This window comes from Bradyrhizobium sp. 170, from assembly GCF_023101085.1.
Lineage (GTDB): Bacteria > Pseudomonadota > Alphaproteobacteria > Rhizobiales > Xanthobacteraceae > Bradyrhizobium.
This window is the reverse complement of record NZ_CP064703.1, coordinates 9,046,773-9,059,404: the sequence shown is the minus strand read 5'-3', so window position 1 is coordinate 9,059,404 and position 12,632 is coordinate 9,046,773. Positions and strand designations below refer to the sequence as shown.

Annotated in this window: 11 protein-coding genes; 2 read left to right on the top strand and 9 right to left on the bottom strand. The window is 64.8% G+C overall.

Features of this window, described 5'->3' with window-relative positions:
- Window positions 1-96 precede the first annotated feature (96 nt).
- From IVB05_RS42695 to ubiE, 8 genes are all read right to left on the bottom strand, one after another.
- On the bottom strand, window positions 97-819 hold the full coding sequence (locus IVB05_RS42695; RefSeq protein WP_247782167.1) for a nucleotidyltransferase family protein: 723 nt from the start codon (window positions 817-819) through the stop codon (window positions 97-99).
- 140 nt (window positions 820-959) lie between these two features.
- Complete coding sequence (locus IVB05_RS42690; RefSeq protein ID WP_247782166.1) at window positions 960-1,283, bottom strand: PilZ domain-containing protein; 324 nt, start codon at window positions 1,281-1,283, stop codon at window positions 960-962.
- A gap of 90 nt (window positions 1,284-1,373) precedes the next feature.
- Window positions 1,374-2,894: a tRNA (adenosine(37)-N6)-threonylcarbamoyltransferase complex ATPase subunit type 1 TsaE gene (gene tsaE, locus IVB05_RS42685; RefSeq protein ID WP_247782165.1), complete on the bottom strand. Its 1,521-nt coding sequence runs from the start codon at window positions 2,892-2,894 to the stop codon at window positions 1,374-1,376.
- Window positions 2,891-5,410, bottom strand: coding sequence for a PAS domain-containing sensor histidine kinase (locus IVB05_RS42680; RefSeq protein ID WP_247782164.1), 2,520 nt, complete (start codon window positions 5,408-5,410; stop codon window positions 2,891-2,893). The genes tsaE and IVB05_RS42680 overlap by 4 nt, the downstream gene beginning before the upstream one ends.
- Before the next feature lie 282 nt (window positions 5,411-5,692).
- Window positions 5,693-6,151, bottom strand: coding sequence for a dUTP diphosphatase (gene dut, locus IVB05_RS42675; RefSeq protein ID WP_247782163.1), 459 nt, complete (start codon window positions 6,149-6,151; stop codon window positions 5,693-5,695).
- Complete coding sequence (coaBC, locus tag IVB05_RS42670; RefSeq protein ID WP_247782162.1) at window positions 6,148-7,587, bottom strand: bifunctional phosphopantothenoylcysteine decarboxylase/phosphopantothenate--cysteine ligase CoaBC; 1,440 nt, start codon at window positions 7,585-7,587, stop codon at window positions 6,148-6,150. The genes dut and coaBC overlap by 4 nt, the downstream gene beginning before the upstream one ends.
- Window positions 7,588-7,642: 55 nt before the next feature.
- A complete protein-coding gene (gene ubiB, locus IVB05_RS42665; protein WP_247782161.1) occupies window positions 7,643-9,217 on the bottom strand; it encodes a 2-polyprenylphenol 6-hydroxylase in 1,575 nt (524 codons plus the stop codon).
- Window positions 9,214-9,975: a bifunctional demethylmenaquinone methyltransferase/2-methoxy-6-polyprenyl-1,4-benzoquinol methylase UbiE gene (gene ubiE / locus IVB05_RS42660; protein ID WP_247782160.1), complete on the bottom strand. Its 762-nt coding sequence runs from the start codon at window positions 9,973-9,975 to the stop codon at window positions 9,214-9,216. The genes ubiB and ubiE overlap by 4 nt, the downstream gene beginning before the upstream one ends.
- 178 nt (window positions 9,976-10,153) lie before the next feature.
- Here ubiE and mutM point away from each other — a divergent pair, with 178 nt between their 5' ends.
- Entirely contained in the window at window positions 10,154-11,035 is an 882-nt protein-coding gene (gene mutM / locus IVB05_RS42655; protein WP_247782159.1) for a bifunctional DNA-formamidopyrimidine glycosylase/DNA-(apurinic or apyrimidinic site) lyase, read from the top strand.
- A complete protein-coding gene (locus tag IVB05_RS42650; protein WP_247782158.1) occupies window positions 11,023-11,589 on the top strand; it encodes a GNAT family N-acetyltransferase in 567 nt (188 codons plus the stop codon). The genes mutM and IVB05_RS42650 overlap by 13 nt, the downstream gene beginning before the upstream one ends.
- Window positions 11,590-11,666: 77 nt before the next feature.
- On the opposite strand, the gene IVB05_RS42645 is transcribed toward IVB05_RS42650, so the two are convergent.
- Window positions 11,667-12,437 carry a ParA family protein gene (locus IVB05_RS42645; RefSeq protein ID WP_247782157.1) on the bottom strand — a complete coding sequence of 257 codons (771 nt, stop codon included), beginning with the start codon at window positions 12,435-12,437 and terminating at the stop codon, window positions 11,667-11,669.
- Between the last annotated feature and the right edge of the window lie 195 nt (window positions 12,438-12,632).

Sequence of the window (12,632 nt, the reverse complement as noted above, 5' to 3'; positions counted from 1 at the left end):
GGCAAAGCGCAAGCGTGCCCACCATGCTTGATCGAGGTTTAGGTGCAAATGGTGGGCACGCTTCGCTTTGCCCACCCTACGGCACCATGGGCGGATCTACGCCACGCTCTCCAAAAACGCCTCTTCCGCGGCCTGCACCGCGTCGGGGGTTCCGACATGCATCCAGACGCCGTCGAGCCGCAGGCCGAACAGCCGCTCCTGCTCGTTGGCCCGGTCGAACATCTTGGTCAGCGAAAACTCGCCGGCGGGCGCGTCGGCAAAGAGCGAGGGCGACATGATCGCCGCACCCGCATAGACGAACGGCACCACCTGGTGTTCACGCCGCTTGCGCAATGCGCCGTCCGGCAGCATCGCGTAGTCGCCGCGGCCGGCATAGCCGATGCTGCTCGTGGTCGGCGCCATCAGGAGCAGGATGTCCATCCGGTCAGGATCGAAGGTTTCGGCGAGCCGCGCCAGATTGGGCCGCACGCCGTCGATCCACATCGTATCGGCGTTGAGGTGGAAGAAGGGCTCCTTGCCGAGCAACGGGAGCGCCTTCACCACTGCGCCGCCGGTGCCGAGCACGACGTCGCGTTCATCGGAAATGATGATGCGGGGCCGGGCCCGGTTCGCGGTGTGCTGGATGATCTGGTTGGGCAGGTAATGCACATTGACCACGGCCTCGCTGACGCCGGCGCCGGCGAGCTTGTCCAGCACGTGATCGAGCAAGGGCTGGCCGGCCACGCGGACCAGCGGCTTCGGCATATGGTCGGTCAATGGGCGCATGCGCAAACCGAGACCGGCGGCAAGGACCATGGCTTTGGTGGGCGTAACGGACATCCTTGGAATTGCTCTTGGAGTTTCTCGAACCATCAAATCGCGCCGCGGATCATACCACGGCGATTCGCCTGAACCAGCAACCATGGGGCCTTAGTGGCCGTACATGACGGCCGTACGACGGCCGCCGGCGCGGCCAAACCTCAGACTTCGGCGTCCTCGGCTCCGCGCTTGGCCGCCTTCTTCTTCTTGTCGCCCTGCTTCAGGAAGTTGACGCCGATCTGGTCGCCATTGACCCAGGCCAGCTCGCAGCGCCGGTAGGCCAGCCCCGTGGACGACAGCAGCAGGAAGAATTCCTTCAGATGCAGGCCCTCGACCGAACCTTCGACTGTCAGCTTGGCGCCGGTCTCGGAGACGTCTTCCATCACGCAGTCGCGCCGCCAGGTGCCGTCGATGCCCATCATGTGCGCCGCAAAGCCGCGCTCGAATACGACCCGATCTCCCTTGCGCCGTTCCGCCGCCGCCATGGCCGTCTTCCCACTTCAAAACTGGCTGGGCCACGCCGGCTCGGCATGGCCGGGTCCAGATTAAGTGCGGGGTGGCTAACAGGAGGTAAATCAGGAGAGCGGCGGGGGCACGTTGGCGGCATACCATTCGCGAAATGCCGCCAGCGCCGGGTGCGCCAGCGAACGGTTCAGGTAGGTCCAGATCCGGGGCTGGTGGCGCAGATATTGCGGCTTGCCGTCGCGCCGGTTGAGCCGGGCGAAAGTGCCGAGCAGGCGGGTATTTCGCTGCGCCGACATGATGGCGTAAAGCTCGGCAAAGCTGGCCGGATCGAACTGACCATCCGCGGCGCGGCGCGCCTTGATGTAGCGGGTCAGGAGCGTCAATTCGAGCTGTTCGGGAATGTCGAGCCGCGCGTCCTGCAGCAGCGACACCAGATCGTAGGCGGCGGGGCCAAGCACGGCATCCTGGAAGTCGATGATTCCGACGCGCAAGATCCCCGTGCGCTCGCCGAGCCAGATGATGTTGGGCGAATGAAAATCCCGCATCACCCAGGTTCGCGGCGCGGCCGCCGGCTTCTCCAGCAGCGTTCGCCACATCGTGACGAATTCGTCGCGCCGTTGCTGGCTGACCTCGGCGCCGCGATCCGGCAGATACCATTCGAGCATCAGGCCGATCTCGACCAGCCATGCATCGATATCGTAGACCGGAATTTGGTATGAGCCCTGCGGCTCCAGCGGCGCCGTTTCGGGCAGGGCTTTGCGATGCAACTCCGCCAGCATGTCGGTCGCCGCTTCGTAGCACTCGACGATCGGTCGCGGCGGATCACCTTCGACGACGCCGGCGCTGCCGAAATCCTCGGTGATCAGGAAACCGGAATCGAGATCGGCGTGGCGGATCGCGGGCGCCGAGAAGCCGTGCGCGCGCAGGCCGTTGTCGATGGCGACGAACGGCTTGACGTCCTCGGCGAGATGAACCGCCGCGCTGTAGGATTTTCCGTCATAGATCGCCGGGCCATCCGGACGGCGCGGCGAATTCATCAGGATCGACGTTCCGTCGTCGCGGATCAGCCGCGCGTAGGAGCGCGTCGAGGCGTCGCCCGGCATGCGCTCGCGCGCCGCATCCAGGAAGCCGGCATCGCTGAGAAACTTTCGCAAGCCCTCCAGTCGCACCACCTGCGCCGCCGCCCTGCCATAGCCGGTGATTTCGGCGGCGCGCGCGGTGGACCCGAGCGCCGGGCGATGGCTGAAGGCGATGTCGATGCGATCTTCGGGCAATGCATCCGGTGCGCGCTCCGGCCATTCGATCAGCGCCAGCGTGCCCTCCGGCAGCGGCGACAATCCGATTTCCTCCAGCTCGCTCGAATCATTGATCCGATAGAGATCGGCGTGAAGAAGCGGGAACGGCAAATCGTAGCTCTGCGCCAGCGTGAACGTCGGGCTCGGCACTTCCAGCGCGGAATCGTTGGCGAGATAGCGGATCATCGCGCGCGCCGCCGCGGTCTTTCCCGCGCCGAGATCGCCCGAGAGCGTGATGACGTCGCCCGGACCGACCAGCAGCGCGAGGTCGGCCATCAGATGCGCGGTGGACGTCTCGTTCGCAAGCGCTGCCGTAAATGTCGCGGGCGCTGTCATTCGGCGGCGTTGCGATGCGCGTTCTGGTCGATCGGAAAGTCGCAGCTGACCGTGGTGCCCTTGCCGACCACCGAATCGACGCGCACCTTGCCGCCATGCAGTTCGACGAAGGAGCGCACCAGCGACAGGCCGAGGCCGGCGCCGCGATGACGCGAGCCGTGGGAGTGGCTCTCGAACCAGTCGAACACCTTGTCTTTCACGTCAGCCGGAATGCCGGGGCCGGAATCGCTGACGGTGAAGATCACGCGATGCTCGCTGCGCCGCGCGCTGATCGTGACCGCGGCATCGTGCGGCGAGAATCCGACGGCGTTGGCGAGTAAATTATAGAGCACCTGCACGACGCGGCGCTCGTCGCCGGTGAAGTTGCCGATATCCGAATCGATATCGACCTTGAGTTCGATGCGGTCGGTCGCCAGCCGGTCCTGGATGCCTTCGGCGGCGGCCTGGATGGCTTTTTCGATATTGACCGGGCCGAGCTCGAGCTTCATGGCGCCGGCATCGATGGTGGCGAGATCGAGGATGTTGTTGGTGAGCGCGAGCAGCGCGTTGGTCGATTTGGTGACGTAGTCGAGATACTCGGCCTGCTTTGGCGTCAGCGGGCCGGTCGAGGGGTCGCTGAGGAAATGCGCAAAGCCGATGATGGTGGTGAGGGGGGCGCGCAGTTCGTAGGACACGTGGTGGACGAAATCGACCTTCATCTGGTCGGCGGCTTCCAGCGCCTCGTTGCGTTCGCGCAGCGCCCGCTCGACATTTTCGGTGTCGGTGATGTCCTGGAAGGTCAGCATGGTCGCGCCGTCGGGCAGCGGCATGGTCATGCAGTCCAGCACGCTGCCGTCCTTGCGCTCGAGCTTCAGCGATACCTGCGCGCGGTTGTCGATCGCAGTGATCGCCTCGCGCAGCGCCCGCCAGGTCAGCGCATCGTCGAACAGCGGCTTGCACCACGCTTCGACGGTCTCGATGTGGGGTTGCTCCTTGAGCGCTTCCGCCGACAGCTTCCACATTTTCTCGAAAGCGGGATTGAACAGTTCCACGCGGCCATTGCTGCCGAACACCGCGACCGCTTCAGCCAGATTGTCGAGCGTTTCATGCTGGACCCGGGTCAGCCGGTCGTAGCGGCGGGCGAGATCGAGGCTCTCGGTGACATTGTCGAACAGATAGGTGACGCCGCCTTCGAGGTTCGGCGTAGTGACGACGCTGACGGCGCGGCCGTCGGGCAGGAACCAGGTGTAGTTCTCCGGCTCCACGGCGCGGTAGGCTTGGTGCAGCTTGGCCTTCCAGACTCGGAAATCCGGTTGCTCGGGCAGTTTGCGCGCCGCGCGTAAGCGATCGAGCACGCTTGAATCGTCGGGATTGGAATCGAGGAAGGCCTGATCGAGGCCCCACAGCCGACGGTAGGATTCGTTGTAGAAGGCAAGCCGCCGCTGGCCGTCGAACACGGCAACCCCCGACGACAATTGGTCGAGGGTGCGGCGATGGGCTTCCGCCATCCGCTCCATCGCGTCGCGCAACGCAGTCGCCTCGCTGGCGTCGATGGCGATGCCGGCGCTGCCGCCGCCGAGCTTGAGCGCCTGAACATCATAGATGCGCCGCTCGCCGCCGACCACGATCGGCAGCCGCGCGCTGAAGGTGGAATTGTCGTTCAGTACCCGGCCCATCTCGGCGCGCTGGTCGTTTTCCAGCAGTTCGAGGCTGCGGTGGATCGTATCCGCGAGGCTTGCGCCCTCGGTGGCCCGCACATAGGCCGCATTGGCGTAACGCAGGTTGCCCTCGACGCTCTTGGCCCAGATCGGCCAGGGTACCTCCGCGGCGAAGTCGCGCAGCAGCTCGGTCTCCTCCAAAAGCGTCCTGTAGCGGAGATTGGATTCGGCGAGGTCCCGGCGCAAGCCCCCGAGTTCGCGAATCCGCACAATGGCTTGCCCGCCGATGGCGCGGCCCATCGCTTCGATGGCGCGGCCGTTCGAGGTAGCGAGATTGAGCAGAAAACCTTCGCCGGCCTCGCGCAGCGCGTCGACCGCATGGTCCATCTGCAGCGCCGGTTCCGGTGGCAGCCAGGTTCCAAAGGCGAGGATACGCTGCGGTGAATTGGACAGCGCGTCCTGCGAGATCAGAAGCGAGGTGTCGCCGCTGATCTGGGGACGGTTGTCGCCCGCGGCCCAGGCGATCAGGATCTGGGGCTCGGCAAACAAGAGCGCGCGCAGCCGGTCAGCCTGCACCTGCAGGTCGGCGATGTCGGAGCGCAGGTCGAGTTCCAACCGGGTGGCCCGAATGCGCGTGCGCATCAGCAGGATCGCCGCCACCACGGTAAAGCCGAGCAGCGACAGCGCCGTCGTCAGGGCCGCAAATTCCTGGTGATTGAGGTCGAATAGCGCTGAAATCGTCTGCGTGATGGTCAAGTCAGCGGCCAACGCGGGTTCCGGTGAGACGGCGAGGGCGGTGGCGAGCGCAATCACGCCGTGGCGCGCCAGTGAGGTGCACGACAGCAGGGTTCGACGCATCGCCGCGACTACGCCCGACATTATTTGCCCCAAAAACGCACGACTGCAGGGTCCGGAACTACCCCAGCGCATAAATCCGCCAAAGTGTGAGCGGTTTGGCGTTGAGATTATGCGCCAACTAATAGGATTGAGCGCGCCCGGACGCAAAACCGGACCCCCACTTTTGCTGGTCGCGCTCCGCACGAATCGGGTCGAGAGTATCTCCTTCGGGAGTCGACCGGTAAGAGTCCAGACCGTGAACGCAAATATGGCTGTGAAAAATTCGGCGGGTTACCGTTGAGAGAGCAGTTTTTGCTAGCCGATTCAACGTCCCGTCGAGCCGAAACCGCCACTGCCGCGATCGGTTGTTGAAAGCGACACCGCCGGAACCAGTTCCGCCTGTACGACCGGCGCGATCACCATCTGCGCAATCCGCTCGCCACGCCGGATCGGAAACGGCACATCGCCATGGTTGATCAAGAGGACGTTGATCTCGCCGCGATAATCCGCATCCACTGTGCCCGGCGAATTCAGCACCGTGACGCCATGCTTGGCGGCAAGCCCGGAGCGCGGCCGCACCTGCGCCTCATAGCCTGAGGGCAGCGCGATCGTGAGCCCGGTCGGCGCCATCGCATATTTGCCCGGAGGCAGGATCAAGGGGGTGTCCGCCGGCACTGCCGCGAGCAGGTCGAGCCCGGCGGCGTCAGCGCTTTGATAGGCCGGCAGCGCGAGACCTTCGCCATGCGGCAGTTGGCGGATTTCGACTTTCACGGTCGCGCTCACGAATTCTTCTCCACGGTCTTGGCAATCTTCGCCACCAGTTCGGTTGCGACCTGCTCCTTGGTCATCACCGGCCAGGAATCTACCTTGATGTCGTCGACGCCGATATCCTTGCCGGCGCGCGTCAACAGGTGAACGGTGTTGCGGTCGCCGCCCATCACCCCTAGCGCGGGCGAAACGTCGTTGGCGACGATCCAGTCGCAGCCCTTGCGCGCGATCTTGGCCTTGGCGTTGTCGATGAGATGCTCGGTCTCGGCGGCAAACCCGATCACCAGCGGCGGGCGCCTGTCCTTCAGTTTCGAGATCGTCGCGAGAATGTCGGGGTTTTCGACCAGTTGCAGTGGCGGCATGCCGGCGGGAGTCTTTTTCAGCTTCTGCTCGCCTTCGTTGGCGACGCGCCAGTCGGCCACGGCGGCTGCGAAGATCGCGATATCGGCCGGCAAGGCGGCCTCCACCCGATGCAGCATGTCGCGCGCTGATTCCACACGGATCACCGTGACGCCTGGGGGATCACGCAATTCGACCGGGCCGGAGACCAGCGTGACGTCGGCGCCCGCAGCCTGCGCTGCGGCGGCGATGGCAAAGCCCTGCTTGCCGGAGGAACGGTTGGCGATATAGCGCACGGGATCGATCGCCTCATGCGTCGGCCCCGCCGTGATCAGCACGCGCTTGCCTGCGAGCGGTCGCGGTCGCGGCGGGCGGAGAATGTCGACGGCAGCGGCAGCGATTTCGACCGCCTCCGACATTCGCCCGACGCCGGCCTCGTTGGACTCGGCCATTTCGCCAGCGCCGGGGCCGATCATATGGATGCCGTCGCGCCGAAGCTGCAGCACGTTGCGGCGGGTGGCGGCGTTGTTCCACATCAGGGGGTTCATCGCGGGCGCCAGCAGGATCGGCCGGTCAGCCGCCAGCAGGATCGCGCTGGCGAGATCGTCGGCATGGCCCTGCGCCATCTTCGCCATCAGGTCGGCGGTCGCCGGCGCTACCACGATCAGGTCGCATTCGCGCGCGAGGCGGATGTGACCGGCGTCGAATTCGCTGCCGGGGTCGAACAGATCCGTATAGACGCGCTCATGCGACAGCGCGCTGGCGGACAGCGGCGTGACGAATTGCTGCGCGGCCTTGGTCAGCACGCAGCGGACGTCGATGTGCCGCTCCTTCAGCCGCCGGATCAGTTCCAGCGATTTGAAGGCGGCGATACCGCCGCCGATGATCAGGGTGACGCTGGCCTGGCCGGCAGTGTTTGCGCGCTCGACAGCCGGCCGTTCAGCCGAAGCGGACGGCGAGGTCGCTGAAGCTGTTGGCGCCGGGCTCCCCTCGCAATATTCGCGCAGGATCACCCGGACCTCTTCCTCGACCGAGCGGCCGTTCTTGGCCGAGCGGAGCCGCAGGTAGGACTTGATGGCGTCGTCGAGTTTTCGGATGGTCAGGCTGGCCATGGCTGCCTCCAGCAAGGTATGCAGTCAATGCTATCACATCGTGATAGCATTGCAATCAGAGCTGCCGGATAGCGACCAAAATTCCGATAAAGGTGGCTGCGATGATCCAGAGCGCCACCGTCCGCCAGCGGCTCTTGCGGCCCTCGGCCCGGCCCATGGCCGCGATCGTCTCCGGCGACAGAGTCAGGCCCTCCCGGGTCATCTTCTCCATGTTCTCGAGCACGGCAACCGCCCGCGAGGCGATCGCAGGCAGGCCCGCCATCACGCGGCCGAGTTCGCCCGCGCCGGTCATTGCGCCCTGAACCCGCCCGAGCGGGCCGAGATTGCGTTCGATCCATTCGCGCACCACGGGATCGGCGACCTTCCAGATATCGAGCTTGGGGTCGAACCCGCGCGCCACCCCCTCGACCACCACCATGGTCTTCTGCAGCAGGATCAGTTCGGGGCGCGTCTGCATGTCGAACAGCCCGGTGACTTCGAGGAGAAGCGTCAGCAGCTTCGCCATCGAGATTTCTTCGGCGGTGCGGTTGTGGATCGGCTCGCCGATGGCGCGGATGGCTTGCGCGAAATTCTCCACCGAGTGATGGCCTGGCACGTAGCCGGCCTCGAAATGCACTTCGGCGACGCGGCGGTAGTCGCGCGTGATGAAGCCCAAGAGAATTTCAGCGAGGAAGCGCCGCTCCTTCAGCCCGAGCCGGCCCATGATGCCGAAATCGACCGCCACCAGCCGGCCGGCATCGTCGAGAAACAGATTGCCGGGATGCATGTCGGCGTGGAAGAAGCCGTCGCGCAGCGCATGGCGCAGAAAACTTTGGATCACCTTGCGGCCGAGATCGGGCAGATCGATGTGCGACTGCGCGAGGCGCGCGTGGTCGTTCAGCGCGATGCCGTCGATCCACTCCATTGTCAGCACGTTGTGGGTGGTGCGGTCCCAGTCGACGGTCGGTACGCGGAAATCCGGATCGTCGCGCGTGTTCTCCGCCATCTCGGACAAGGCGGCCGCCTCGAGCCGCAGGTCCATCTCCATTGCGACCGAGCGCGACATCGTGTTGATGACCTCGATCAGCCGCAGCCGCCGCGCTTCTGCCGAATGCGCTTCCGCATTGTGTGCGACAAAGAAGAAATCGGAGAGATCGCGGCGGAAGCGCGAGGCGACATGGGGCCGGAGCACTTTCACCGCAACCGGCTGGCGCACGCCGTCACGCTCGACCTCGGCGCGATGCACCTGCGCGATCGAAGCGGCGGCGACCGGCGGGCCGAGGCTGACAAAAGCCTTTGCCAGCGGGCGTTCCAGCGATAGCGCAATGACGGCTTCGGCCTCGGCTTGCGAGAACGGCGGCAGCCGGTCCTGCAGGGCTTCCAGATCGCGTGCCATGGCGACGCCGACCACGTCGGGCCGCGTCGCCAGAAACTGCCCGAGCTTGAGGTAGGCTGGTCCGAGCCGCGTCAGCGCGCGCGACAGCCGCGGGCCGGATTTGGCGCCGGGCCGTTCGATCAGACGCGCCAGCCGCAGCGCGAGCTGCCCGGGCGGTGGCACCAGGCTCGGATCGACGACGCCGAACACGCCTTCGCGCGCGAACACGTAAGCGGCGCGGACGAGCCGCGCGATGTGGGTCGCCGCAGAAATCACAAACGCCAGCCCGAATGCAACGCCACGATGCCGCCGGAGAGGCTTTCCCACTTCACCCGCGAAAAGCCGGCGTCGCGAATCATCTCGGCAAATACATTGGGCCGGGGGAACTTCCGGATTGATTCAACGAGGTACCGATAGGATTCCGCATCGCCCGTCACGGCGCGGCCGAGCGGCGGGATTACGTTGAACGAAAAGAAATCGTACAGCCGATCGAGTCCGGGGACGTCGACGGTGGAGAATTCCAGGCACAAAAATCGGCTGCCGGGCCGCAGCACACGATAGGCCTCGCGCAGCGCGGCATCGATCCGCGGCACGTTGCGGATGCCGAACGCGATGGTGTAGGCGTCGAAGCTGCGATCGCCGAACGCCAGCGTCTCGGCATTGCCCTCGACGAAGGAAACCTGGTGGTCGAGATGACGCGCCAGCGCGCGGTTGCGGCCGACCTCGAGCATGTCGGTGTTGATGTCGCAGACGGTGGCATGGAAGCCCGCGCCCGCGGCCCCAGCCGCGCGGAAGGCGATATCGCCGGTGCCGCCGGCGACGTCGAGCAGCGCAAACGGCGCATCGCCCTTCGGCGGGTTCAGCGCATTGATCATGATGTCCTTCCAGACCCGGTGCAGGCCGGCCGACATCAGATCGTTCATCAGGTCGTAGCGGGAGGCCACGCTGTGAAAGACGTCGTTCACCAGCGTTTGCTTGTCCCCCAGGGGCACATCCCTGAAGCCAAAATGGGTGGTTTGATCCGGCTGGTTCATTCTTCGGCCCTGCATTTTCCCGTCATTGCGAGCGAAGCGAAGCAATCCACCTCCCCGCCCGGGGATAGATGGATTGCTTCGTCGCTTCGCTCCTCGCAATAACGAGGAGTAGTCTGCCGACCATAGCGCGCCGGCCGCAATGGCGCTATCACGTCACCTCCATAAGGTGAATGCCTGCATGCCTGAATTGCCCGAAGTTGAGACTGTCCGCCGCGGCCTGCAGCCCGCCATGGAGGGGTCGAAAATCCTCAAAGCGGAAGCCCGGCGCAAGGATTTGCGGTTTCCCTTTCAAAAAGATTTTATCGCGCGGCTGGAGGGCCAGACCGTGACTGGCCTCGGCCGCCGCGCCAAGTATCTGATGGCCGATCTCGGCTCCGGCGACGTGCTCTTGATGCACCTGGGCATGTCCGGCTCGTTCCGGGTGCTCGAAGGCGGCCATAACGACACGCCGGGCCAATTCCACCACCCGCGCAGCGAGGACCGCGCGCATGATCACGTGGTGTTTCACATGTCATCGGGTGCGGCGATCGTGTTCAATGATCCGCGCCGCTTCGGTTACATGAAGATCATCGCCCGCAACGCGCTGGAGGACGAACCGCTGTTGAAGGACCTCGGCCCGGAGCCGCTCGGCAACGAATTCGACGCCACGATGCTGGCGCGCTCGTGCTTCAACAAGAAGACCAGCCTGAAGGCCGCGCTGCTCGACCAGCGCGTTGTCGCAGGGCTCGGCAATATCTATGTCTGCGAGGCGCTGTACCGGTCGCATCTCTCGCCACGCCGGTTGGCGGCGACGCTATCGACAAAGAAGGGCGAGCCGACCGATCACGCCGGGCGGCTGGTAAATGCGATTCACATGGTGCTGAATCAGGCGATCAAGGCCGGCGGCTCCTCGATCAGCGATCATCGCCTGACCTCGGGCGAACTCGGCTATTTCCAGCACTCGTTCGGGGTATATGACCGCGAGGGCGAGAAATGCCAGACCACACGCTGCGGCGGCATCGTGCGGCGCTTCGTTCAAAACGGCCGCTCGACCTTTTGGTGCCCGAAATGCCAGAAATAACCCACACGCCGACGCTCCAAACGACGCGACTGATCTTGCGGCCGCTCGCGCTATCAGATGCGCCGGCGATCCAGCGCCATTTCAACAACTGGAACATCATCCAGCATCTCGCATCGGTTGTCCCCTGGCCCTATCCGGAGGACGGCGCGGAGACTTTCATCGCGAGGGAGTTGGAGAAGGTCGCCGCGGGGGAAGAGATCTATAATTGGATGCTGGTGCTGCGCGGCGGTGACGGCGAGGCGATCGGGAATATTCGCTTTCGACCGAGGTCGGACGATCCGAAGGGCAACCGCGGCTTCTGGCTTGCGGAGCGCTATTGGAACCAGGGCCTGATGAGCGAGGCCGTCTCGGCGGTGAACGATTTTGCCTTCCGCACGCTCGGGATCGAGAGCTTCTACGCCTGCAATGCGGCGACCAACGTGGCGTCACGCCGGGTCAAGCAAAAGACCGGCGCCGAACTCGTCGGCTACATCGAGCTTGCCCACCACAGTGGTCAGACGCTCGCGGAAAAATGGCGCGTGACGCGGGAGAACTGGCTGCGCCGAAATCCATAGCGAAGCAATCCAGCGGGGCCGGTGGCCGGATTGCTTCCGCGTTCGCCTCGCGCATTTACCTTGCGCGAAACGTGATATCAGACGCGAGCGGGGGTTCTCAGGAAGAGTGCGCTGTCGGCGTCGAAAGACGGGAGCGCAGCCCATTTAGGAATAACTGCGGGTATTTCCACGAACTCCTCGATGATCGGTTCGTCAGTAGCCGCAACCGCATTGCCCAGCCGCGATTCGGTCCACCGCCAGAGGGCGCGCATTTCCTCCGCGGACTTGCCGCCCGGTGCATGTTCGCAGACGGCGAGGCCGGCGCTCAGCGCGTCCTGGTGATCGTTGCGCATGACGATAAGGGGTCTGGCAACGATATCGGCGATGTCGAGCGCGGCCTCGTTGCTCAACGCATTTTCCGCACCGGCGAGGCGTGCCGCGGCCCGGATCGGGGTCTGGTTCAGGACGTAGGCAAACGGCTTGTGCCAGGCCCTGATGACGCGGAGCGTCGCAGCGGTCGCCTCGATGTCGGCGATGCTCGGTCGCGTCGGAATCAGGCAGAAGTCGGAATAACGAATGGCCGAATTGGTCGCGGCGCTTTCGCCGCCGGCGGTATCCACGATCGTCACCGTAACGCCGTCGTGCGCGAGCGATTGCAGGCGCTGTTCGACCTCCCGGGCGGCGTAGATCGGCTCGATGATCGGCGCGGCATAGGGACGGCGGCGCTTCCAGTTCGAAACGGTGCCCTGGGGGTCCGTCTCGATCAGGCGGACATTATGCCCGGCCCGGATGGCGGCAAGTGTAAGGCCGATGGCAAGCGTGCTTTTCCCCGAGCCGCCCTTCTGGGTGGCCAATACGATCGTCTGCATTTCAGGTCCTCTGGATGGCTTTCAGGCATTTGGGTTACGCCACACGAGCTGCGCCGCATTCTGCGACGCCGAGTTACGCGCTCGTTCAGACGTGCCCAGCCCGATCCAAAGGTCAGGGGATCGCGGTAGTCCGAATCAGTCAGCTTGCAATGATGCCCGATTCTGGAATTGTGGTCATCCGGGCAAATACTGCCG

Coding starts and splice junctions, on each gene's coding strand:
- IVB05_RS42695 (WP_247782167.1), bottom strand. CDS start 819: ATGTCCGTTACGCCCACCAAAGCCATGGTCCTTGCCGCCGGTCTCGGT.
- IVB05_RS42650 (WP_247782158.1), top strand. CDS start 11,023: ATGCCAGAAATAACCCACACGCCGACGCTCCAAACGACGCGACTGATC.
- IVB05_RS42690 (WP_247782166.1), bottom strand. CDS start 1,283: ATGGCGGCGGCGGAACGGCGCAAGGGAGATCGGGTCGTATTCGAGCGC.
- IVB05_RS42680 (WP_247782164.1), bottom strand. CDS start 5,410: ATGTCGGGCGTAGTCGCGGCGATGCGTCGAACCCTGCTGTCGTGCACC.
- tsaE (WP_247782165.1), bottom strand. CDS start 2,894: ATGACAGCGCCCGCGACATTTACGGCAGCGCTTGCGAACGAGACGTCC.
- mutM (WP_247782159.1), top strand. CDS start 10,154: ATGCCTGAATTGCCCGAAGTTGAGACTGTCCGCCGCGGCCTGCAGCCC.
- ubiE (WP_247782160.1), bottom strand. CDS start 9,975: ATGAACCAGCCGGATCAAACCACCCATTTTGGCTTCAGGGATGTGCCC.
- coaBC (WP_247782162.1), bottom strand. CDS start 7,587: ATGGCCAGCCTGACCATCCGAAAACTCGACGACGCCATCAAGTCCTAC.
- IVB05_RS42645 (WP_247782157.1), bottom strand. CDS start 12,437: ATGCAGACGATCGTATTGGCCACCCAGAAGGGCGGCTCGGGGAAAAGC.